Source organism: Ureibacillus endophyticus (genome assembly GCF_003628435.1).
Lineage (GTDB): Bacteria > Bacillota > Bacilli > Bacillales_A > Planococcaceae > Ureibacillus > Ureibacillus endophyticus.
In genome coordinates this window covers 1-24,206 of the sequence record NZ_RBZN01000039.1, presented here as the reverse complement: position 1 = coordinate 24,206, position 24,206 = coordinate 1, and the positions used below count along the sequence as shown (strand labels likewise).

Annotated in this window: 24 protein-coding genes and 1 rRNA gene; 22 read left to right on the top strand and 3 right to left on the bottom strand. The window is 35.4% G+C overall.

Going from position 1 to position 24,206, the window contains the following annotated elements:
• Positions 1-20: 20 nt before the first annotated feature.
• Complete coding sequence (locus D8M03_RS13420) at positions 21-656, bottom strand: LysE family translocator (RefSeq protein WP_121215339.1); 636 nt, start codon at positions 654-656, stop codon at positions 21-23.
• A 157-nt stretch (positions 657-813) separates the two neighbouring features.
• Between D8M03_RS13420 and D8M03_RS13415 the strand changes: the two genes are divergently transcribed.
• The 7 genes from D8M03_RS13415 to D8M03_RS13385 all read left to right on the top strand — a co-directional run bounded on the left by D8M03_RS13415 (position 814) and on the right by D8M03_RS13385 (position 6,226).
• Positions 814-2,415, top strand: a complete 1,602-nt coding sequence (locus D8M03_RS13415; RefSeq protein ID WP_121215338.1) for a putative polysaccharide biosynthesis protein — start codon at positions 814-816, stop codon at positions 2,413-2,415.
• 9 nt (positions 2,416-2,424) lie between these two features.
• A complete protein-coding gene (gene yabN, locus D8M03_RS13410; RefSeq protein WP_121215337.1) occupies positions 2,425-3,891 on the top strand; it encodes a bifunctional methyltransferase/pyrophosphohydrolase YabN in 1,467 nt (488 codons plus the stop codon).
• A gap of 3 nt (positions 3,892-3,894) precedes the next feature.
• Positions 3,895-4,185: an RNA-binding S4 domain-containing protein gene (locus D8M03_RS13405; protein ID WP_121215336.1), complete on the top strand. Its 291-nt coding sequence runs from the start codon at positions 3,895-3,897 to the stop codon at positions 4,183-4,185.
• 179 nt (positions 4,186-4,364) lie between these two features.
• Positions 4,365-4,664 (top strand): sporulation protein YabP, encoded by a 300-nt coding sequence (gene yabP, locus D8M03_RS13400; RefSeq protein ID WP_097075289.1) that lies wholly within the window; start codon positions 4,365-4,367, stop codon positions 4,662-4,664.
• On the top strand, positions 4,661-5,158 hold the full coding sequence (gene yabQ, locus D8M03_RS18095) for a spore cortex biosynthesis protein YabQ (protein ID WP_121215335.1): 498 nt from the start codon (positions 4,661-4,663) through the stop codon (positions 5,156-5,158). The genes yabP and yabQ overlap by 4 nt, the downstream gene beginning before the upstream one ends.
• 49 nt (positions 5,159-5,207) lie before the next feature.
• A complete protein-coding gene (locus D8M03_RS13390) occupies positions 5,208-5,618 on the top strand; it encodes an FtsB family cell division protein (protein ID WP_245987598.1) in 411 nt (136 codons plus the stop codon).
• Between the two features lie 179 nt (positions 5,619-5,797).
• Positions 5,798-6,226: a S1 domain-containing RNA-binding protein gene (locus D8M03_RS13385; protein ID WP_121215333.1), complete on the top strand. Its 429-nt coding sequence runs from the start codon at positions 5,798-5,800 to the stop codon at positions 6,224-6,226.
• A 146-nt stretch (positions 6,227-6,372) separates the two neighbouring features.
• On the opposite strand, the gene D8M03_RS13380 is transcribed toward D8M03_RS13385, so the two are convergent.
• Positions 6,373-6,555: a hypothetical protein gene (locus D8M03_RS13380; RefSeq protein ID WP_121215332.1), complete on the bottom strand. Its 183-nt coding sequence runs from the start codon at positions 6,553-6,555 to the stop codon at positions 6,373-6,375.
• Between the two features lie 336 nt (positions 6,556-6,891).
• Here D8M03_RS13380 and D8M03_RS13375 point away from each other — a divergent pair, with 336 nt between their 5' ends.
• The 13 genes from D8M03_RS13375 to dusB all read left to right on the top strand — a co-directional run bounded on the left by D8M03_RS13375 (position 6,892) and on the right by dusB (position 21,475).
• Positions 6,892-9,288, top strand: coding sequence for a SpoIIE family protein phosphatase (locus D8M03_RS13375; protein WP_121215331.1), 2,397 nt, complete (start codon positions 6,892-6,894; stop codon positions 9,286-9,288).
• Between the two features lie 28 nt (positions 9,289-9,316).
• The gene (gene tilS / locus D8M03_RS13370) at positions 9,317-10,726 is read left to right on the top strand and encodes a tRNA lysidine(34) synthetase TilS (RefSeq protein ID WP_121215330.1); all 1,410 of its coding nucleotides are present in this window, start codon (positions 9,317-9,319) and stop codon (positions 10,724-10,726) included.
• A gap of 141 nt (positions 10,727-10,867) precedes the next feature.
• The gene (gene hpt / locus D8M03_RS13365; RefSeq protein WP_121215329.1) at positions 10,868-11,410 is read left to right on the top strand and encodes a hypoxanthine phosphoribosyltransferase; all 543 of its coding nucleotides are present in this window, start codon (positions 10,868-10,870) and stop codon (positions 11,408-11,410) included.
• A 128-nt stretch (positions 11,411-11,538) separates the two neighbouring features.
• Positions 11,539-13,596, top strand: coding sequence for an ATP-dependent zinc metalloprotease FtsH (gene ftsH / locus D8M03_RS13360; protein ID WP_121215328.1), 2,058 nt, complete (start codon positions 11,539-11,541; stop codon positions 13,594-13,596).
• Positions 13,597-14,001: 405 nt separating this feature from the next.
• The gene (locus D8M03_RS13355) at positions 14,002-14,769 is read left to right on the top strand and encodes a type III pantothenate kinase (RefSeq protein WP_121215327.1); all 768 of its coding nucleotides are present in this window, start codon (positions 14,002-14,004) and stop codon (positions 14,767-14,769) included.
• A gap of 19 nt (positions 14,770-14,788) precedes the next feature.
• Positions 14,789-15,670, top strand: coding sequence for an Hsp33 family molecular chaperone HslO (gene hslO, locus D8M03_RS13350; RefSeq protein WP_121215326.1), 882 nt, complete (start codon positions 14,789-14,791; stop codon positions 15,668-15,670).
• The gene (locus D8M03_RS13345; protein ID WP_121215325.1) at positions 15,654-16,604 is read left to right on the top strand and encodes a peptidyl-prolyl cis-trans isomerase; all 951 of its coding nucleotides are present in this window, start codon (positions 15,654-15,656) and stop codon (positions 16,602-16,604) included. The genes hslO and D8M03_RS13345 overlap by 17 nt, the downstream gene beginning before the upstream one ends.
• 126 nt (positions 16,605-16,730) lie before the next feature.
• Positions 16,731-17,666, top strand: a complete 936-nt coding sequence (cysK, locus tag D8M03_RS13340) for a cysteine synthase A (protein WP_121215324.1) — start codon at positions 16,731-16,733, stop codon at positions 17,664-17,666.
• 148 nt (positions 17,667-17,814) lie between these two features.
• Complete coding sequence (locus D8M03_RS13335) at positions 17,815-18,663, top strand: aminotransferase class IV (RefSeq protein ID WP_121215323.1); 849 nt, start codon at positions 17,815-17,817, stop codon at positions 18,661-18,663.
• Between the two features lie 3 nt (positions 18,664-18,666).
• Positions 18,667-19,530 (top strand): dihydropteroate synthase, encoded by an 864-nt coding sequence (gene folP / locus D8M03_RS13330; RefSeq protein WP_121215322.1) that lies wholly within the window; start codon positions 18,667-18,669, stop codon positions 19,528-19,530.
• A 12-nt stretch (positions 19,531-19,542) separates the two neighbouring features.
• A complete protein-coding gene (gene folB / locus D8M03_RS13325; RefSeq protein ID WP_121215321.1) occupies positions 19,543-19,914 on the top strand; it encodes a dihydroneopterin aldolase in 372 nt (123 codons plus the stop codon).
• Entirely contained in the window at positions 19,907-20,422 is a 516-nt protein-coding gene (gene folK, locus D8M03_RS13320) for a 2-amino-4-hydroxy-6-hydroxymethyldihydropteridine diphosphokinase (protein WP_121215320.1), read from the top strand. Before folB ends, folK begins: the two co-directional genes overlap by 8 nt.
• Positions 20,423-20,464: 42 nt before the next feature.
• Positions 20,465-21,475, top strand: a complete 1,011-nt coding sequence (gene dusB, locus D8M03_RS13315; protein ID WP_121215319.1) for a tRNA dihydrouridine synthase DusB — start codon at positions 20,465-20,467, stop codon at positions 21,473-21,475.
• A gap of 47 nt (positions 21,476-21,522) precedes the next feature.
• On the opposite strand, the gene D8M03_RS13310 is transcribed toward dusB, so the two are convergent.
• Positions 21,523-21,999 (bottom strand): DinB family protein, encoded by a 477-nt coding sequence (locus tag D8M03_RS13310; RefSeq protein ID WP_121215318.1) that lies wholly within the window; start codon positions 21,997-21,999, stop codon positions 21,523-21,525.
• Positions 22,000-22,212: 213 nt separating this feature from the next.
• Here D8M03_RS13310 and lysS point away from each other — a divergent pair, with 213 nt between their 5' ends.
• Complete coding sequence (gene lysS, locus D8M03_RS13305; protein ID WP_211330943.1) at positions 22,213-23,712, top strand: lysine--tRNA ligase; 1,500 nt, start codon at positions 22,213-22,215, stop codon at positions 23,710-23,712.
• A gap of 410 nt (positions 23,713-24,122) precedes the next feature.
• A 16S ribosomal RNA gene (locus tag D8M03_RS13300) occupies positions 24,123-24,206 on the top strand; the annotation flags it as partial.

Genomic DNA, 24,206 nt, shown 5'->3' with positions numbered 1-24,206 from the left:
ACACGGCAAAGAAAATAGTTTCATGCAGAAGGTTTTGTTTGTAGTAGTTTGATTCCCATTGCAATAAAAACGATTCCAGTTAATTTATTAAGAATCGTTGAGACTTTAGCATTTCCTCTTAACTTTGTAGTTGTCATGGAAGTGAAATAAGCGGTAATTAAACACCATATTCCCCCTGTTAAAGTAAAGGTAAGTCCTAAAAGTATAAAAGGAATAGGTGAGAAAATTTCAGAACTTGTTTGAATAAATTGCGGTAGGAAAGCTAAAAAGAATAGGGCAACTTTAGGATTTGTTACGTTTGTAATCATCCCTTGTAAAAATATCTTCTTATTGCTTTGTTTAGGTAATGATTGCTGTTCCGTTGTGTTATTTTTTGAAAGTAGCATCTTAATTCCTAAGTAAGCTAAATAGATTGCACCTATAATTTTAATTAAATTAAATAGTAAAGCAGATTGCATTAGAATTACCGAAAGTCCAAATGCGGCAATAAATGTATGAATGACTACTCCTGCTGTAATACCAAGGGCAGAATAAATACCTGCTGTTCTTCCTTGGGAAATACTTCGACTTACAATGTACATTGTATCGGTCCCAGGAGTTAAATTTAGTAATATGGCTGCAACTAAAAATACTTCAAAGTTTATAATCCCCAACATCCTCATACCCCTCCTTTTACTTATTTTAGTCTTCTTATAAGATAAAACTCAATACGATAAACGGTTTTTATATTAGGTTGTAAGATTGTATGACTTAAGCAGCTTATTTAATTCTTTGGTATACTATTCGTAGTTTTAGGAAGAAAGAGGAACTTAAATGGGAAATAACTTTGGAATGAAGGGGTATATGAAAGGTGCATTGTTATTAACCATTGCCGCATTAATTGTGAAAGCGTTAAGCGCGGTATACCGTGTACCTTTTCAAAATTTAGTTGGCGATCAAGGCTTTTATATTTACCAACAAGTGTATCCCTTCATTTCTTTTTTTGTTGTCTGGACATCAGGGGGATTTGCAGTAGCTATTTCCAAAATGTTAGCTGATGCAGAATCTAGTAGCCACGTAATGGAAAGGAAAAGTACTATTACGCGAACGGTATATATGTATTTAACGTTCTTATCGTTAGTTTTCTTCTGCATCTTGTTTTTTGGCGCGGATTCCTTAGCAACCATGATGGGAGATAAACAGTTAGCACCACTCCTTAAAACAGGCGCCTTTGTAACATTATTTATGCCAATTCTCGCTCTTATGAAAGGCTACTTTCAAGCAAAAGGTGATATGGCCCCTGTAGCATATGCTCAAGTGTTTGAACAATTTACTCGTGTTTGTGTCATTTTAGCGGGTGCCTATATTATCATGGCAACATCAACATCACTTTATGCTGCAGGAAATGTTGCAGTATTTGGAACTGTAATCGGGGAAATTGCAGGGATGTTATTATTAATATATTTCGTTAAAAATCGACTTAAATTCCCAAAGTCAAAAATAAAGTTAGCGAAGTGGCCAATTATAAAAGAAGTAACCATACTAAGTTTAAGTGTTAGTATGAGCAGCTTACTTTTACTTTGCTTTCAATTAATTGATTCTTTTAGCGTATTTTCAATATTATTGGAAAATGGAATGGAAAGATTGCAAGCAATGGAGACAAAAGGAATATATGATAGAGGCCAGCCCCTTGTACAAATGGGAATAACAATCGCTTCGTCATTATCTTTAGCAATTGTTCCACTAGTTGCGTATCAATCTAAAAAAGTAAATGGAAGGGGCCCAATTCCTTTTATTCAATTAACTTATCGAGTTTCATTATTATTAGGTGTTGCCGCTTCCCTTGGTTTAGTGATTGTAATGCCGTATGTCAATGAAATGCTTTTCGAAACAAATGCTTTAACAGATGTGTTAATCGTTTTTGTTTTGCAAATTATTCCTTTTTCAATTATTTTAACATTCACAGCGATTCTCCAAGGAATGAATCGATTAAAGGTACCGGGAATCATTTTAATAGGAGCGCTACTATTGAAATATATAGGGAATCAAGTGCTCATTACAAAGATAGGTGTACTAGGAGCAGCTATTGCAAGTAATATTGGATTATTCTTAAGTGCTGGTTTGCTAATCTTTTATTTGAAAAAAATTACGCAAGCAAAACTAGCGAGAAAGGACTTTTACATAAAATTATTTCTTGCAAGCGCAATGATGACTCTAACGGTGTTTGTTATGGATAAACTATTACAAATCTCTACAGTTTTTTTATCAGGTAGAATACAAGCACTTGTAATTGGTGGATGTTTAATATTTTTAGGGGCAATTGTCTTTTTAACAGTTGTTGCAAAAACAAAAATGTTAGCAGAAAAAGAGTGGTTTATGTTGCCGTTTGGGCGAAAAATGGCAGCTTATCAAATATGGTTAAATAAGAAAAAGTAGGTGACATTTATGCATCAATTAACGGTTATTGGTCTTGGAGCTGGAGATTTAAATCAGCTACAAATGGGTGTATATAAAAAATTAAAAAACGCACATAAATTATACGTTCGAACAATTGATCATCCTGTTATTAAAGAATTACAACAGGAGGGAATCGTTTTTGAAAGTTTTGATGAAATTTATGAAAAACATGAGTCATTCCAACCTGTCTATGAAGAAATTTGCGATAAATTAGTCGAAGCTTCTCGACATGAACCAATTATGTATGCTGTACCAGGACATCCTCTAGTTGCAGAACAAACGGTACAATTGCTAATTACAGCTATGAATGAAGGGAAAGTGGATTTAAAAATAGAAGGTGGCCAAAGTTTTTTAGATCCGATTTTTGGAGCGTTAAAAATTGACCCAATTGATGGATTTCAATTACTAGATGGAACTAGTTTTTCGATTCATGATGTAAATATGCGCGGGCATGTTTTAATCGCTCAAGTATATGATGCTTTTAGTGCTTCTGAAGTGAAATTAACTTTAATGGAAAAGTATCGCGATGATTATCCGGTAACAATTGTAACAGCGGCTGGGTCATCTTTAGAGAAATTAACAACTGTACCTTTATATGAACTTGATCAAGCAGTTGAAATTAATAACTTAACAACAATTTATGTGCCACCAGTACAAGGTGACCTGGATGCACTAAGAGATTGGGTAACATTTAGAAAAATTATCGCCACTTTACGTGGTCCGAATGGTTGCCCTTGGGATCAAAAACAAACGCATGAAAGTTTGAAAAAATATTTACTTGAAGAAGCTCATGAATTTTTAGCGGCAATTGATGCGGAAGATGACTATGGAATGGTAGAAGAACTTGGTGATGTTTTATTACAAGTATTTTTACATGCTCAAATTGGTGAAGATGAAGGGTACTTCAATCTAGAAGAAGTATTGGCATCAATTAGTGAAAAAATGATTCGCCGTCATCCTCATGTATTTGGTGACGTTAGTGTTGATAATGCAGAAGAAGTTGTTGCAAATTGGGAGGACATTAAACGTGCAGAAAAAGGAGAACAAACAGAATCGCTTTTAAAAGGTGAATATCGTGCAAGTTCTTCTTTACAAACTTCTTATAACTATCAGAAAAAGGCTGCATCAGTTGGTTTTGATTGGCCGGATCCAGAAGGTGCATGGGATAAATTTGCTGAAGAGTGGCAGGAATTTAGAGAAGAAATCACGAAGGGGACTAGCAAGGCTCGTTTAGATGAGTTTGGAGATGTGTTATTTACTCTTGTGAATATTGCACGTTTCTATAAAATTTCACCAGAAGAAGCGATGATCCACGCTAATGAGAAGTTTGCTCGTAGATTTAACTATGTGGAGCAAAAAGTGAAGGAAAGTGGAAAACCATTTTCAGAACTTACATTAGAACAACTGGATTCTTTTTGGAATGAAGCAAAAGCTATAGAGAAAAAGGGGAAATGATAAATGCGTTTAGATAAGTTTTTAAAAGTATCACGCCTTATTAAAAGACGTACATTAGCAAAAGAAGTAGCTGATCAAGGGCGTATTACAATAAATGGGAAAGTTGCAAAAGCTAGTAGTGCGGTTAAAGTAGGAGATGAACTAGCAATCCGTTTCGGCCAAAAGATCGTAACAGCACGTATAGAAGATTTAAAAGAAAATGTTCGTAAAGAAGAGGCAAATAAAATGTTTACCATCCTTAAAGAAGAGAAGTTAGAAAAAATTGAACCACAATTTATAGATGATGAGGAATAGAGTAATTGGACTTTTAAGAAAGTATAAACTTTCATAGTTTTAACAAAGTCTATAGAATCAACTGTGAGAAGAAAAAATATTAAAATTCTAGGGCATGACAGCAAAATTGTTGTCATGCTTCTTTCATTTCCTGCATAAAGTGAACAGAACAAACACAATAACAATGAAGGAGGAACGATATGACACTACATCAAGAAAGTAATCGTTACACAATTACATCTGGGGACCATCTTGTGACAGTGCGCAATCGAAAAAGAATGGACATGACTTCTGTTAAGGAGATTGAGCGATTTGACCAAGAAGAATTCTACGTTCGAACAGCACAAGGTCATTTGCTAATCCGCGGAGAGGAGTTACGTATTGTTCATTTAGACGTCGATAAAGGTTTACTAACGTTGGAAGGAAATGTTAAGGCACTTCAATACGATGACGAAGATAATGGATTATCAAAAGGCTTCCTCCATAAATTATTTGGATGACCATTAATGAACAAGTTGTAAGTATTTTAATTATGATCATAAGTGGCTTATTCGTAGGTGCGATAGTAGATAGTACACGCTATCTACTTAGCACCTTAAGCCCTGGGTCATTTATAAGAAAAATAGGATATGGAGTAGAGCTGGTCGTTTGGGTACTCTTAGGGGCCCTAACGTTTTATATTTTATTCATTGTAAAGGGTGGAGAATGGCGTTTAGTTGATCCATTATCGCAAATTCTTGGTATTTTTTTATATGAATCTGTCTTTCAACGATACTTCCGATTTATTGGACGAGTGTTCGTCTTATTAACAATTAGGCCTATTTTAGCAATCATTAAGTTTATATATTCCGTAATTATAGGTACGATTAGGCTGCTTCTTCGTATTATTGCGATTTTATTCACACCTTTTTACAAATTATATATTATAATTAAAAAGAAGTATTTAATAAAAATATATACCAAATTTAGAAGGATTATCTTTAAAAAACGTTGAAATGTAACTATAATAAGGTTTGTTATAAATGTAGATGGAGGTGACGGATGTGGCTAAGCGTCAGAATCAGATTGGGACACAACAAAATAATGTTCGAACGCTTGAAAATGACTATGTCCGATCATCTGAACATAAAGCGAATTATTCAAAACAGAAAAAAATTAGGTTCCGTAGAAGGATGTTTGTCTTTAGTATCGTAGCTTCTGTAATTTTAATTTTTTTAATTAAAACAAACATTAATCAAAGTGAGAAATTAGCTCAAAAGGAACAGCAAAAAGAAGAAGTTTTAGCCCAATTAGAAGAAGTAAAAGAGAAGCAAGAACTTTTAAATTTACAAATTGCTAAGCTTGAAGACGATGAATATATCGCTAAGCTAGCTCGTAAAGAGTTTTTCTTATCAGAAGATGGGGAAATAATTTTTACAATTCCTGATGACGATAAGTCAAAAGAGAATGAATAAAATTTCGTATTATTATTTTGGGAAAAGTGTTTTTAGACCGATAGAAAAAGAGTTGTCTTGTTGACACTCTTTTTTTGTTGGCTATAATAAAAGAATAACGTGCATTTTTTAACGTTACACAAAATTTTTTAATACTGGCATTAATAGCCGCTTAAATTTTAAGGAGGAGCATTTTTTTTATGTCAATTGAAGTAGGCAGCAAAGTACAAGGTAAAGTAACAGGAATCACAAATTTTGGAGCATTCGTTGAGCTGCCAGATGGCAAAACGGGTCTAGTTCACATTAGTGAAGTCGCTGATAACTATGTGAAAGATATCAACGAACATCTTAAAGTTGGCGATGTCGTTGAAGTTAAAGTGATGAATGTTGAAGCGGATGGTAAAATCGGTTTATCTATCCGAAAAGCAAAGCCTCAGCCAGAAAAACCTGAACGTCCACATCGTCCACGTCGCGATAACAATCGTTCTAATGACAGAAATGATCGACAAACGAAAGAAAATTTCGAACAAAAAATGGCACGATTCTTAAAAGATAGTGACGAACGTCTTGCAACTTTAAAACGTGCGACTGAATCAAAACGCGGTGGCCGTGGAGCTAGAAGAGGGTAGTTTGCTGTCTGTTTTAATCGTAGAAAAAGTGTACAAATAGATCGAAGACTGATTGTGTTTTAAACAACACAATCAGTCTTTTTTTGTCCATAAAGGGTTAGGACGAAAAGGTACTTTTTCCTTTAAAGTTCCCCATAATTTTTCAATTATTTACTTTTTTCTCGTAACATTGCTTTACCTAAGCCTACCATACAGATACAACAAATAACTAAGCCTAGTATTAACATGATGATTTGAATGATAGGGGAGATATCTAGTATGATACCCAATACGATAAGAATCGAGCCTATCGAACATAACAATGCTAGAATACGTATATTTTCTAACACAAAAAATCCTCCAATATGAAATGTCATTTAGTCAGTATTTCAAAAGGTTTGATAATAAGTAAAGGTATATAGAGCAAGATGAACGCAATAAATCATAAATTCCATTGTAAACGAATCTCCCATGGTATACACACAACATTAAAGCCTCAAATCAATTTGCTGGGGAGTACGATGATATTCTAAACCCTCAATAAATTCCGACATAAATTCTCTCTATGTAATCTTACCAAAAAATACGTCGAAAAGTTTTTTTATACTATTTCACTACTAGACAAATTTTACAATCAACCTTTTGTATAATTACTCAAAATGCATATAGCAAAGGGGATGATATAAATGGCAAATATCGAAATGTTGGAGGAAAAGACACATATACGAGGGTTCACGGCGCGCTTTTCTATTAAAAAGGTTAGCTTTTTTATACATTTCTTCTTTTTTCTCCTAGCGTTGTTTCTATCAAGAGCAGTAATGTTTGAGGCGGCGGTTCCGTTTTTACTTCCTCTTTGGGCGGTTGTTAAACAACGTTATGAAAATAAGAAATGGTCCGTTTTATTAGGGGGGATAATTGGGGCACTAACCTTAAGTTTAGGACAGGTATGTATTCTAGGATTACAAATTATTTTGTATGAGCTGATAACCAGGTTCCGTTATTTAAAAATGCCGACTGCAATCGGTGTTGCTACAGCAATACTCTTTGGACAATTTATTTGGCAAGGAATTGCTCATTTAGGACTGCCGCCATTTATAGTTCAACTGTATATCTACTATGAGGTTATTCTAGCATTTTTCATGACAATATTTGTACGACTCTTTTTTGTTCAACCACATCGCTTTTGGACAACTGGATGGAGCTATGAACGAGTAGGTGCAGGTCTTGTTATATTGGCAATGGTGTTAACTGGAGTACAATCGGTTGTAATATCTTATTTTGGTCTATTTCCTTTTATGCTACATTTAGCAATTTGTATTGCAGCTGTTGCGGGCGGTGTTCCCATTGCTGCGATGGTTGCAACAATTGTAGGTGCATTAGTTGGAGTAGCGAAACTATCGTTTACTGGAATGATTTCCGTTTATGCAATGACAGGGGTAGTTGCTGGACTTTTTAGTAAGTTAGGAAGATTCGGCGTTGTGATTGCTAGTTTTGTACCAAGTATTTTCTTTTTCTTTTATGATGCATCGCTACCAATTGATACAGTTTACTTTGTTTCAATACTTGTAGCAGGTCTTGTATTTTTTATTTTACCTCAAAAAATGTTTACGTTTTTACACGATATGATACATCCTAAGCGCGATGAAGTATTGCTTCAAAGACAACAGTGGCTTACTGAACATACGACAGAAAAAATTGAAACCTTTCAAAATTTCACTTTGTTTATGAAGGAGTTGGTATTTGATCGTTTCACTTCAACGGAAAGTGTTAATGAATTAAGGAAAATAGAACCTAGCGCTACTTGCATGAGTTGTTTTCGCTTTGACCACTGTTGGGGAGAAAGAAATAACAATATGGATGAACTGATTCATCATTGGTTTGTTGCGAAGTCAAATTCTAGGGACGGTGAACAAAACATAATAGAAGATCGGATTAAATTAAAATGTATAAAACCAACAAGGTTGTTAGAGGAACTAGATTATCAACTATACCATGATAGAATGAACGGTCAATTTTATCATGGTAAGAAAATGATTGCTCTTCAGTTAAGAGATTTAAGTAACCACCTAAATAGATTAATGGAAGATATGAAGGAGGAGACATTATCGTTTAAAACGATAGAAGAGGAATTAGAATATGAATTTAAACGTGCTCATGTTCAATGTTTTCAAATTGATGTGATTAATAACACAATGGGTGAGCGTGTTATTATCTGTTCATTAGCCAATAAAAATGATTCATATGATGATCAATATTTACTTTGTGAGCGCATCATATTGCCAATTTTGTATGATGTATTTTCGGAGCCATTTCAAGTGGAGAAAATCTCTACTCAAAAATCGCCGTTTTCCCATGTTCAAGTTCGTTTTCGTTCAGCAGTTCGCTATGAAATAGAGTATGATATATACAGTAGAGCAAAAAATTCAGCTTGGGTGTCAGGGGATAGTCATGCTGTATTTCATATTCATCCTGGTTTAGTGGCTGTTATGTTATCTGATGGAATGGGACAAAATAGAGAAGCTCAGAGAGAAAGCAGAAGATTAGTACGCTTAATGAGAGAATGTCTATCATATAATATGAATCCTGAAACTGCCATGCATACACTTCACTATGTAATGTCTCTAAACCGAGAAGTAGATATGTATGCAACGATTGATTTTGCTTTAGTTGATTTACAACATGGTGCTTTATGGTCTTGGAAAGCAGGTAGTATGTCGACATATATTTTACGTGGTGAACGTCTACTAAAAGTGGATGGAGCGGCTGCGCCTGTTGGATTTATGCCAGTGTTCTCCGTTGAAACGGAGAAAGTAAATCTATTAGCTGAAGATTACGTAGTGATGGTATCAGATGGAGTATTTTCAGGGAAATTTGATTGGGAAGAACAGGAGCAATATTTTATTAGCTTGTTAAAATCCAGAATAGAAGAAGATATGCCAATTGAAGTCATTCTTTATGATGTTATGGAACAGTTTAGTAATATGTATGACGTTGATGACGATTGTACGGTCATTTTGTTAAATGTATCTCATGTTGTACCAAAATGGGCGGTATTTAGTCCACCAAACGCAAAGATCTCTTAAAGTAAGTTAATAAAAGCGAGGTGAGAAGATGGTTTCTTTTGAAACGAAAGTAAAAAACTATATAATCGAACAACAACTTATTGCTAGTGGAGACCGTCTTCTCATTGCTTGTTCTGGTGGCATTGATTCAATGGGATTATTGCATTTTTTCATTAAGTTTCAACATATTTTTAAAATACAATTATTTGTAGCGCATGTTGACCATATGCTTAGAGGACAAACTTCCGCAGAAGATCGTGTTTTTGTAGAAGAGTTTTGTAATGAACAAGGAATACCTACATTTAGTACCTCAATTCCAATTCCCCAATATCTCCATGAAGAAGGTGGAAACTCACAAGCAATTTGTCGAAGAGAAAGGTACGCCTTTTTCGAAAAAATAATGAAAGAACATCGTATAAATAAATTAGTAACAGCTCATCATGCAGATGATCAATTGGAATCCTTGCTTATGGCGCTAACAAAATCTGGATCTGTTAACGGAATGAAAGGGATGTATGCGCAACGTAAATTTTCCTCAGGTATATTAATTCGTCCATTTTTAGCAGTGACAAAGGATGAGATTCAAAATTATTTAAAAGAGCAGGAAGGTAACTTTAGAGAAGACGCAAGCAATGAGAAAGATGACTATACCAGAAACCGTTATAGACATCATATAGTCCCACTTTTAAAAAAGGAAAATCCGAATGTTTCGAGCAATGCGGTATTCCTTGCAGAAAATTTACAACAAGATGATGACTTATTAAATCGTCTTGCATTAGAGAGGTTTCCCCAAGTAGTAAAATTACAAAAAGAAAATACGTTTGTACTGAAAATTCCTTTATTTCAAAATGAACCAGTTGCTTTACAAAGAAGAATGATTTTAATACTATTAAACTATCTTTACAGCAATTACAATAATGCCCAAAGTAATACAATAATTATATCTATTCTGAATTTAATTAAAAAAACGAATGGTAGTGCTTTAATTTATTTACCTGAAGGCTTTATTGCAATGCGTAAATATGATGAAGTTGTTTTTGAACAGAGTAACAAAAGCGCGGAAAATACGTTGCTTGAGCAAGAGGTTACATTCAATGAATGGACGCATACTTTAAGGTTTCGATTGTACATAGGAGAAGCCTCTATTGAACAGTTAGGAATGAAAAACATTTCTAAGTTATATTATTTTAATTCCAAGGACTTTTCTCCCCCATTTCGAATCAGACCAAGAAGAGATGGAGATCGAATTTCATTAAAAGGAATGGATTCCCCAAAACGCATATCCAGAATACTTATCGATGAAAAAATTCCTTTGCATGAAAGAGATACTTGGCCTATTTTAGTCGATGCAAACGATGACATTATGGCTATAATAGGAGTGCGAGTTAATAAGTCATTTTCTAAAACCATGCGTCCAACCGATGACTCAATCTTATATTTCCAACCTGAAAATTCTTAAAGCACGATTTTATATCATTTACTTGTAATTAAAACGATTAAACTTTGAATTAGATGAACAAATTTTATTAAGAATAACTAAAAATTGATTATAATGACTAAGAAGTGTCATTTGTTGTAACAACTCAAGGAGGAACCTACTATGATTCAAAATGATATTGAAAAAATTATGATTACAGAAGAACAAATCCAAGAAAGAGTAGCTGAACTTGGAGCACAATTAACTGAAGAGTATAAAGATCAATTTCCACTTGCAATTGGAGTATTAAAAGGCGCTATGCCATTTATGACAGATCTAATGAAGCGTTTTGAATCATACATTGAAGTCGACTTTATGGATGTATCGAGTTATGGAAATGCGACAGTTTCATCAGGTGAGGTAAAAATTTTAAAAGACTTAAATACTAGTGTTGAAGGTCGCGATGTCATTATAATTGAAGATATTATTGATAGCGGATTAACTTTAAGTTATTTAGTAGATTTATTCAAATACCGCAAAGCAAAAACAATTAAAATTGTTACACTTTTAGATAAACCATCTGGACGAAAAGTTGATTTGAAAGCAGACGTTGTTGGTTTTGAAGTGCCAGATGGATTTGTAGTTGGTTATGGATTAGACTACGCAGAAAAATATCGTAACTTACCATACATCGGTATTTTGAAGAAGGAAGTATATTCATTTTAGAATTCTGTAAACATTTCGACAAATATTGTTTACAACACATTTTACCGGTGCTTTTTGTTTTATGATTAATTCATGATATGTTAAGATTTTACTTATAGTGTTTCTGTTATGTTGTGAGGAGGCTGGGGATGAATCGAATATTTCGATACACCATATTTTATTTATTAATCTTTCTAGTAATAATCGGTATTTTCGGTACATTTAATGGAGGTAACGCACCTTCAGAAGAATTGACTTATCATGAGTTTTTAGAAGCATTAGAAGCTGGAAAAGTTGAATATGCAAATATTCAGCCGGATGCACAAGTCTATGTGGTAGAAGGTGCATTAACGGGATATGAACAAGGTCAAACTTTCCTAGTTAATATTCCTCGTGACAATCCGGCTTTAATGGAAAAGATTACGAATGCTGTTAACGGTAATCCGGACATTAAATTTCTAAAAGCACCTGAAACGAGTGGTTGGGTACAGTTCTTTACAGGGATTATACCATTCATCATTATTATCATTTTATTCTTCTTCCTATTGAGTCAATCTCAGGGTGGAGGCAATAAAGTGATGAACTTCGGTAAAAGTAAGGCGAAGTTATACGACTCTGAAAAGAAAAAAGTTCGTTTCGTAGACGTAGCCGGTGCCGACGAAGAAAAGCAAGAACTTGTAGAAGTAGTTGACTTCTTAAAAGATCATCGTAAATTTACAGAAATGGGTGCACGTATTCCTAAAGGTATTTTACTAGTAGGGCCTCCGGGGACAGGTAAAACATTACTTGCACGAGCTGTTGCTGGTGAAGCAGGAGTACCATTCTTCTCAATCTCTGGTTCTGACTTCGTAGAGATGTTCGTAGGGGTTGGGGCAAGCCGCGTACGTGATTTATTTGAAAACGCGAAGAAAAATGCACCATGTATTATCTTTATTGATGAAATTGATGCGGTTGGTCGTCAACGTGGAGCAGGTCTTGGTGGGGGCCACGATGAACGTGAGCAAACACTAAACCAATTACTTGTTGAAATGGATGGTTTCGGCGTAAATGAAGGTATTATCATTATCGCTGCAACAAACCGCCCAGATATTTTAGACCCAGCATTACTTCGTCCAGGACGTTTCGACCGTCAAATTACGGTTGGTCGCCCAGATGTAAAAGGCCGTGAAGCAATCTTAAAAGTACACGCACGTAATAAACCATTACGTGATGATGTGGACTTAAAAGCAATTGCTCAACGTACACCAGGTTTCTCCGGGGCTGATCTTGAAAACTTACTTAATGAGGCGGCTTTAGTAGCTACTCGTCGTAATAAACGAAAAATTGACATGACGGATATTGATGAAGCAACAGACCGTGTAATTGCAGGTCCAGCTAAATCAAGTCGTGTAATTTCAGAAAAAGAACGTAAAATTGTTGCTTTCCACGAAGCGGGTCACGTAGTTGTAGGATTAACGTTAGACCAAGCTGAAAAGGTGCACAAAGTTACAATCGTGCCACGTGGGCAAGCTGGTGGTTATGCAGTAATGCTTCCAAAAGAAGACCGTTACTTTATGACAAAACCAGAATTATTAGACAAAATTGCAGGACTTCTTGGTGGTCGTGTTGCAGAAGATATCACATTTGGTGAAGTATCAACTGGGGCACACAACGACTTCCAACGTGCTACAGGAATTGCACGCTCAATGGTTACAGAATACGGGATGAGCGATAAGTTAGGACCGATGCAATTTGGTTCAAGCCAAGGAGGTAATGTATTCCTTGGACGTGACTTTAACTCGGAACAAAACTATTCTGATTCAATTGCATACGAAATTGATAAAGAAATGCAATCAATTATCGTAGAACAATATGAGCGAACAAAACAAATTCTTACTGAAAAACGGGATTTATTAACTTTAATTGCAGAAACATTACTTGAAGTAGAAACTTTAGATGCTCAACAAATTGAGCACTTAAGAGATCATGGTAAACTTCCAGATCGTGTAGACTATTCAAAAGTAGATGATGAGCGTATCGTTATTGAGTCTACAAATGAGACTGCAAAAAAGAATGAATCAGAGGATGTTGTTGTTGAAATTTCTGGCTCTACAAGTCTAGAAAATCAAATCGTTGGTCAAACTCCTGACCCAACAACAAACGACCTACCAAAAGAAAACCGTACACCTGAAAATCGTGACGGTATTCAAGAAGACCGAAATAAATAGATATTATTTTGCTGAATGAGTATGCTAATGCCATCTCATTCAGTTTTTTTATTTATTCGCCTAAAGTAATTTATGGTGAAGTTATAATTCAGAAAACATAGATTAATCTGAAATGAAACTTGATTAAGACGAACCAATTAAGTAGCATAGTTGAAAGTACTTCTGAATTCTAGTTGCGTTAAACGTTTAGCTTAATAAACATTGTCGAAATGCGATTGTTTAAAGGAAAGTTTTGCAGTAGACGAGGTTATAATTCAGAAAACATAGATAAATCATTCGACGCACAATTTTGAAATTTTGTTCTGATGAATCAACGAGTTGGAAGCGTTAGACATACTACTGTATTATAATTCCGTTAATATGGTATTATTTTTTACAAATGGTTTTTGAAATGGGTGTGAATAAATGATCCTTGTCCTTAATGTTGGTAATTCTAATATTACAATTGGTATTTATAAAAAAGAGAAACTGGCCTTTAACTTTAGTATCGAAACAAATAGACGTAAAACAGATGATGAATATGCGATGCAATTCAAAATGTTGTTCTCCCATGTAGGAATCTGTTTTGAAGATATTAAGGGCATTATTATCTCATCTGTAGTTCCACCTATTATGTATGTATTAGAAGAAATGTGCCGAAAATACTTTCATGTCAAACCGCTTATAGTCGGACCGGGAGTGAAAAACGGTTTAAATATAAAATATGACAATCCTAGAGAAGTAGGTGCAGATCGCATAGTAAATGCGGTTGCAGCTGTAGATGAATATGGTGGAAGACCGTTGATTGTAATCGATTTTGGTACAGCTAATACGTATTGCTATCTTAATGCAAAAGGGGATTATTTAGGAGGCGCAATTGCTCCGGGGATTACCATTTCAACAGAGGCACTTTTTTCAAGAACGGCAAAATTGCCACGTATTGAAATTAACCGTCCTACAACCATCATTGGGAAAAATACCATTTCTGCAATGCAAGCAGGTGTCGTTTATGGTTTTGTAGGTCAAGTGGAAGGCATTGTTAGTCGGATGAAACAAACTTCTAATGAAGATGCTGTTGTTATTGCAACTGGAAACTTAGCACATTTAATTGCTAACGAAACAAAAATGATAGATATAGTTGATCCGTTGCTCACTTTAAAAGGGTTGTATATCATTTTTAAAAGAAATCAATAAAGAAATGAGGATAAACAACATGAGAGATTACTTAGTAAGAGGTTTAGGGTTTAATGGTAATGTTCGTGCATTTGCTGCACGCACTACGAACACGGTGGGAGAAGCTCAACGACGCCATAATACATGGCCAACTGCAACTGCAGCATTAGGTCGTTCTATGACGGCGAGTGTAATGATGGGTGCCATGTTAAAAGGTGAAGATAAAATAACAGTAAAAATTGAAGGAAATGGTCCAATTGGTCCAATGTTAATTGATGCGAATGCAAAGGGTGAGGTTCGAGGCTATGTAACAAACCCACAAGTACATTTTGATTTAAACTCAGTAGGAAAATTAGATGTACGCCGAGCAGTTGGAACAGAGGGTACGATCACAGTAGTAAAAGATTTAGGTATGCGTGACATGTTCTCAGGTCAAACACCAATTGTTTCCGGGGAAATTGCAGAAGATTTCACTTATTATTTTGCAGTTTCAGAACAAGTTCCATCATCTGTTGGTTTAGGTGTTTTAGTAAATCCAGATAATACAGTATTAGCTGCAGGTGGATTTATTCTTCAATTGATGCCAGGTTGTGATGAAGAGACAATTACAGAAATCGAACAACACCTTTCTACAATTGAACCTGTTTCTAAAATGATTGAAAAGGGATTAACTCCTGAACAAATACTAGAAGTAGTACTAGGGAAAGAAAATGTTCAAATTTTAGATTCAATGGATGTGGAATTTAAATGTCAATGTTCTAAAGAGCGTTTTGGTGCAGCGATTATTAGTTTAGGGGCTCAAGAAATTCAAGAAATGATTGATGAAGATGGACAAGCAGAGGCACAATGTCATTTTTGCTTAGAAAAATATCATTTCGACAAGCAAGAGCTCGAAGGTTTTATTGATGAAATCAAACAATAAATATCAAACACAATCGCACACAAAAACGCCTCTTTCTCAGAGAAGATTAAAAACAAAGCCTGTTTTAACTTTATTAGCGATCCTTTTTGCAGGAAACATATTTTGGTTTGTCTTATGGTTATGGCCAAATGATAAAGATAACGGTGGCGATGAAATAGTCGCTACCGTTGATGATCAAAAGATTACGAAACAGCAGTGGATGGCTGAAATGGAAACCCGTTATGGGAAAGAAACGCTCCAAAGCTTAGTTAATGAATCAGTTATGGAAAAGGCTGCGGAAGAATACAAAATTAAAGTTTCAGATGAAGAGGTTGATTTAGAAATAGCCTTAATTCGTACTGCTCAAGATACAACCGATACGACAACTCAACAATTAACAGAAAAGCAACTACGGCAAAAAGTGCGCTCACAACTAATTTTAGAGAAAGTGTTGACTAAAGATATCATCATAGATCCCGAGGAAATCGTTAAATACTATGAGGAAAATCAATCTCTTTATAATATTCCTACTACATATAAAACAAGCATTATCATTGTCGAGTCAAAGGAAGATGCAAATAGTGTACTGAAGGAACTTAAAGACGGCTCTGATTTTTCTGTTTTAGCTAGGGAACGTTCCCTTGATACAACTTCTGCAAGTCTCGGTGGAGGTATCGGCTATATAACAACTGAACAAGAAAATATAGATAAAAGCATCCAAAGCGCCGTACAAAAATTGAAAGAGAACGAGATTAGTGATGCATTTGTCATGAATGATGGACGTTATGGAATAGTAAAAGTTGAAGAAATTAACGAAGGAAAATCCTTTACCTATGAAGATGTGAAAGGGCACATCCAACGTGCATTATCAATGGAACAATTACCTGCGTCAATTACTCCAGAAGCCTTTTGGAAAGAATTTAATGCGAGTTGGTTCTATGGTGAAGCATCTTAGGATTTACCCAGTAAAATTTTCTTAATATTTTGTTCATATGCATTGACTCAAGGCACAAATGTTGGTAATATACTAAATAGGTAAAACCTATAAATTTAGTAGGTATTTAAGAGAGGATGATAAAAAATGAGTAAATTAGTAAACTCAGTAACTGAATTAGTTGGCCGTACTCCAATCGTGAAACTTAATCATGCAACTTCTGAAAATGAAGGTACAGTTTGGGTGAAAGTAGAATTCTTCAACCCAGGTAGCTCTGTAAAAGACCGTATTGCCCTTGCAATGATTGAAGCGGCAGAAAAAGAAGGAACATTAAAACCAGGTGGTACAATTATTGAGCCTACTTCTGGTAACACAGGTATTGGTTTAGCTATGATTGCTGCTGCTAAAGGCTACCGTGCAATTTTAGTAATGCCAGAAACAATGAGTATCGAACGTCGTAAATTACTTCGTGCTTATGGTGCAGAATTAGTATTAACACCTGGTCCAGAAGGTATGAAAGGTGCTATTGCAAAAGCTAAAAGTTTAGCAGAAGAAAATGGTTACTTCTTACCACAACAATTCGAAAACCAAGCAAACGCTGAAATTCACCGTAAAACTACTGGTCCTGAAATCGTTGAAGCATTTGAAAGTGCTGGTCTTAAATTAGATGGATTTGTAGCTGGTATCGGAACAGGTGGTACAATCACAGGTGCTGGTGAAGTTTTACGTGAAAAATTCCCTGAAATCGAAATCATCGCTGTAGAACCAAAAGATTCTCCAGTACTTTCTGGTGGTAACCCAGGTTCTCATAAAATCCAAGGTATTGGAGCAGGTTTCGTACCGGGCGTATTAAACACAGAAATCTATAACTCAGTATTTACAGTTGAAAACGAAACTGCTTTTGAAGTAGCTCGTAAAGTAGGTAAAGAAGAAGGTATTTTAGTAGGTATTTCTTCTGGTGCGGCAATCCACGCAGCAATCGAAACTGCAAAACGTCTTGGAAAAGGTTCTAACGTTTTAGCGATTGTTCCATCAAACGGTGAACGTTACCTTTCTACTGCTTTATACAACTTCGAAGACTAATTTAAAAATTAATTCATCGACATTACCGTATTGGTGATGTCGATTTTTTTGCTTCCAATTGGAGATGTTAAGTAGATTAATGCGCTTTCCTATTAAAATTGATATTCTATTTTTAACTACACATTTTCTAATAGGAAGGGGTTAACGAATGCTCTGTTGGTTTAATGGTAATTTTATAGATGAGAAGGAATTATTCATTTCACCTTTTGACCATGGATATTTACATGGAATCGGTTTTTATGAACGATTTCGTACATACAATGGTCAAGTGCTATTACTTGAAGAGCGTTTTAATCGATTGTGCAATGCATTAAATAATTTTCGAATACCTATGCCTTATACAATAAGAGATATTCAAAATGTAATAAAAGAATTGTGGCTAGCTGCTTCTAGAGAAGATAGTATATTTCGAGTGAATGTTTCAGCTGGAGAGACAGATGATACTTTAGCACCTAAATATAAAAATCCCAATGTAATCATTTATAGAATACCTCTTATTGAAAGAACGCGTGGGTTAGAAAAGGATGCTATGTGGTTAAAGACAACTCGTAATTCCCCCGAACACTCGGTACGCTATATATCTCATAATTTTGGAAATAATATATTAGCAAGTTTTGAAGTGCAAAACCTTGAAACAACAGAAGGACTTTTACTTAATTCAAAGGGACATATTGCAGAAGGTATTACCTCTAATATTTTCTGGTCAAGAGATGATATACTTTATACACCTTCTCTTACAACAGGTATCATTCCGGGTATTACAAGACAATGGGTAATACATACTGCAAAACGATTAGGCTATCGTGTTATAGAGGATATCTTTTTCCAACATGAGCTACTACATGCTTACGAATGCTTTGTTACAAATTCAATTGAAGAGTTAGTCCCTATATCGAATATTGGTAGAACGAGATTTTTAGGTGAAGAAGGCCCTATTTATAAAAGGCTTCATCAAGCTTATATAGAGGAAATTATACAACTAATGAAAAGAGGCTAAGAGATGTTAACGAAGTACTCTACACCACTAGTCATTAACAATATTGAACTAGATTATAGAAAAGAAACAATAGTAATGGGGATTTTAAATGTAACGCCCGATTCTTTTTCGGACGGAGGAAAATTCAACTCTGTTAATGCAGCTGTTGCCCATGCGAAGGAAATGGTTGCAAATGGTGCAAAGATTATTGATATTGGCGGAGAATCTACTCGACCAGGTTATACACGTATTTCGGATGAAGAAGAGATTGATCGCGTTGTACCGGTGATTAAAGCTATTTTAAACGAAGTACCTGTTATCATTTCAATCGATACTTACAAGTCAGCTGTTGCCCGTGCAGCTATTGAAGCAGGTGCGCATATGATTAACGATATTTGGGGAGCAAAAGCAGATCCTGAAATTGCGAAGGTAGCTGCAGATTACAATGTACCTATTATCCTAATGCACAATCGAAATGATGAAGACTATACAAATTACTTTGAAAACTATATGCAAGATCTACAAGAAAGCATTCAAATTGTAAAGAATGCTGGAGTACCTGATCAGCACATTATTCTAGATCCAGGAATTGGTTTTGTGAAAAACTTAAAACAAAGTATTGAAACAATGCAGCGTTTAGATGAGCTAGTTGATATAGGTTATCCTGTATTACTTGCCACTTCTCGTAAACGCATGATTGGGACGATATTGAACTTACCATTAGATGAACGAGTAGAAGGAACTGCAGCAACATGCGCTTATGGTGTGATGAAGGGGTGCCATATCGTACGTGTTCATGATGTAAAAGAGGTTGCTCGAACAGTAGGAATGATTGATGCACTAATGGGCAAGTTTACAATTAATGAGGAACTACCTTCAAGACATTAAAAGGAGTACAACATGGACTATATACATTTAAGAGATATGCAATTTTTTGGTTATCATGGAGTTTTAAAGGAAGAGACTGTTCTCGGGCAAAGATTCCGTGCTTCTGTTTCGTTAGCGGTAGATATACAAAAAGCAGGACAAACGGATGACCTTCAAGATACCGTTAGTTATGTGGGTGTCTATGATATTTGCAAAGAAATTATAGAAGGAAAACCCTATAAATTAATAGAGGCCGTAGCTGAGTCCATTGCAACGCGTATATTATCAGATTACGAAGGACAAGTATTTGGTTGTCGTGTTGAAGTGATAAAGCCAGATCCACCGATTGCAGGTCATTATAAAGAAGTTGCAGTAGAAATAGTAAGAGGGCGTTTCCATGAATAAAATTTATTTATCACTTGGCACGAATATTGGAGACAGAGAGTACAATTTAAAACTAGCAGTAAAAATGCTTTATGAAATGGACGGTATCAGTGTAAAAAAAGTATCATCTATTTATGAAACGGCACCAGTAGGATATGTAGACCAACCTTCATTTTTAAATATTGTTGTCTTAGTTGAGAGCAACAGATCGGCATTTGAAATGTTAGAGATATGCCAAACTGTAGAAAATGATTTAGGGCGAGTTCGGGAAATTAGATGGGGTCCTAGAATTATAGACCTTGACATTTTGTTGTTTAATCAAGACAATATTGAAGCGGAGAATTTAATCGTTCCGCATGCAAGAATGTTTGAAAGAGCATTTGTCTTAGTTCCACTTTTAGAAATTGCTGATGAACCTTTAGAAGGGTTTTTAGCTCAAGCTCAAAAGGTATTAACACTTTTAGACATCGATCAAGAGGGTGTAAAGAAGTGGAAAGCTACTACAAGTGTAGAACAATTTATCTATTAAGAGAAATGTTGATATAGAATTCCTTTTGAAGGAGGAGAATACATGACTACAACGGAAAAGCCGTTTCAAATAGGTAATATCGTCATGGATAACCGTGTCGTATTAGCACCTATGGCTGGTGTATGTAACTCTGCATTCCGTCTAACTGTTAAAGAGTTCGGAGCAGGTTTAGTATATGCTGAAATGATTAGCGATAAAGGCTTAGTCATGCGTAACCAAAAAACGCTTGATATGCTGTATATCGATGAGCGAGAAAATCCACTTTCATTACAAATCTTTGGTGGAGATAAAGAAACGTTAGTTGAAGCTGCCAAATATGTAGATAAAAACACGAACGCAGATATTATTGACATCAACATGGGTTGCCCAGTAAACAAAATTATTAAATGTGAAGCGGGTGCAAAGTGGCTTCTAGACCCAAGTAAAATTTATGAAATGGTTGCAGCAGTAGTAGATGCAGTAGATAAACCAGTTAGTGTAAAGATGCGTATCGGTTGGGATGAGGAACATATTTTTGCAGTAGAAAATGCTAAGGCTGCTGAACGTGCAGGGGCTTCTGCGATTGCGATGCATGGTCGCACACGTGTTCAAATGTACGAAGGTAAAGCAAATTGGGAAGTCTTAAAAGAGGTAAAGAAACATATCTCGATTCCGTTCATTGGAAATGGTGATGTTGAAACACCACAAGATGCAAAACGAATGATCGATGAAATTGGTGTTGATGCAGTAATGATTGGACGAGCTGCTTTAGGAAACCCATGGATGATCTATCGTACGGTTCAATATTTAGAAACAGGGGAATTAAAACCAGAGCCATCAGTACGTGAAAAAATGGATGTATGCTTACTTCACTTTGAACGATTAATGCAATTAAAGGGTGAAGGTGTTGCTGTTCGTGAAATGCGAAAACATGCATCTTGGTATTTAAAAGGGATTCGCGGAAACGGGTTAGTTCGTAACGCTATCAACCAAGTTGAAACGGCAAAGGATTTACGTGCAATACTTAATAGTGTTGCAGACCAACTAGAAGAACAACAAGTTGAAGCAATTTAACAATACAAAAGGCATTCTTCAAACAACGAAGGATGCCTTTAATTTTTTTATCTTGAAGCTTCTTTTGTAGGTCCCATAACTCCTGGAACGGGTAATCCTGCTTGTCGTAACAATACTTGCATTTGTGCGCGGTGATGTGTTTGATGGTCAACCATCATTCGTAATACAGCACCAATCGGAGTTTCATTACCCAGCATATTTACTTTATTTACTAAAGTTTCATCTTTAAAACTTTCTTCAACCACTTTACGAACGTTTTCTTTCATAGTTTGGTAAGTAGATTTCATTTCTTCAATAGTTGTTGGGATGTTCTTTGGATTTAAATCCATATTTAATGAAAGCCCTGTTTGTCCAAGGAAAAACACAGGTGCAGTCGTTAAATGCCAACTTAGCCATTCCAGTGTACTATGGTCCTCAACTATTGCTTGGTGTTTCTTTTCATCAGAAATTGCTTCAATAATCGATAATGTTCCAGAACTATTATGTTCCCACTCATGTATGAAATCTTCTACTTTACGGTACATAATCTACATCTCCTCTCTTCTACCAATATGGAAATGGTAGCATATTTTTAGTACGAAGTAGGCATAATTGATTCAGGTTTAAGATTTTCAGAATTATAAAACTTTTACAAAACAGTTGAATTTCAAACGAAACAGATGAAGAGATGGCGAAAATTGTGTACAATGGGTACATTATGGACAAAAATTGAGCTACATACTCGGAAAATTTAAGGAGTGAAAATCGTGTCAAACATTGAAGAATTAAACGACCAACTTTTGGTGAGACGCCAAAAGATGAATAATATTCGTGAACGTGGTTTAGATCCGTTCGGTAGCCGCTTTGAACGTACACATTTGTCCTCACAAATTCGTGAACAATTTGGAGAACTAACGAAAGAACAATTAGAAGAATCACCTCAAGAAGTAGTAATCGCTGGACGTATCATGACAAAACGCGGTAAAGGTAAAGCTGGTTTTGCTCACATTCAAGATTTAGGTGGCCAAATCCAAATTTATGTTCGTAAAGATCATGTTGGTGATGATGCTTACGAATTATTTAATCAAGCTGATTTAGGTGATATCGTTGGGATTCGCGGTAACCTATTCGTTACAAATGTAGGTGAGCTTTCAGTTAAAGCAGAAGAATTTACTTTCCTTTCAAAATCTCTTCGTCCAATGCCGGAGAAGTTCCATGGTTTACAAGATGTTGAACAACGTTACCGTCAACGTTACTTAGACTTAATGACAAATGCGGACAGTAAAGAAACGTTTATTACACGTTCTAAAATCATCCGCTCAATTCGTAACTATTTAGATAGCAAAGGTTACTTAGAGGTAGAAACACCAATGTTACATACTATTGCTGGTGGTGCTGCAGCGCGTCCATTTATTACACACCACAATGCATTAGATATGGAACTATACATGCGTATTGCGATTGAATTACATTTAAAACGTTTAATCGTAGGTGGTCTTGAGAAAGTATATGAAATTGGCCGTGTATTCCGTAATGAAGGGATTTCAACTCGTCATAACCCAGAATTTACGATGATTGAATTATATGAAGCTTACGCGGATTACCGTGACATTATGGAATTAACAGAAAACCTTATTTCTCATGTTGCTCAAGAAGTATTAGGTACAACAACAATCCAATATGGTGAAGACCAAATTAATCTTGCTCCAGGTTGGAAACGAGTACACATGGTTGATGCTGTAAAAGAAGCTACAGGTGTAGACTTCTGGCAACCAATGACAGTAGAACAAGCAAGAAGCTTAGCTAAAGAACATGGTGTTGAAATTAAAGAAGCTCATGAAGTTGGTCATATTATTAATGAATTCTTTGAACAAAAAGTAGAAGAAACATTAGTTCAACCAACATTTGTATACGGTCATCCAGTAGAAATTTCTCCGTTAGCTAAGAAAAATCCAGATGATGAGCGCTTTACAGATCGTTTTGAGTTATTTATCGTACGTCGTGAACATGCAAATGCATTTACTGAATTAAACGACCCAATCGATCAAAGAGAACGTTTCGAAGCGCAATTAGCAGAAAAAGCAGCAGGTAACGATGAAGCACACGAAATGGATAATGACTTCATTGAAGCATTGGAATATGGTATGCCTCCAACAGGTGGATTGGGTATCGGTATTGACCGCTTAGTTATGCTATTAACAAACGCACAATCAATTCGCGATATTCTATTATTCCCAACAATGCGTCATCGTGACTAATTAACAATGTTAAAACAGAAGCGGATTTGTACTGAAAAATCGGCTTCTGTTTTCTTTTAATACACAATAAAGTAACTTGTTTCAAAAAAATACTTGCACTTATTTTATGTAGGTGCTATAATAATAGACGTCGCAAAGATGCGAACTAAATAGAGATATTTATTTAATAAATTTTGTTGACACAGACTTCAGAATTTGATATTATAAGAAAGTTGTCACTGGTAATAAAAAAGAGTTGACAACTAACGAGAAATTTTGTAAGATATAAAAGTCGTTTAAATGAATGACTAACATGAACTTTGAAAACTGAACAACAAAACGTTAATGAATATAGTTTCTCATTAAATTGAGGAACAAAATTTTGGACATCAATTTTGATGCCAGCAATTTTTTGAGCTTTATCAAATTCTTTTATGGAGAGTTTGATCCTGGCTCAGGACGAACGCTGGCGGCGTGCCTAATACATGCAAGTCGAGCGGACCTTTAGAAGCTTG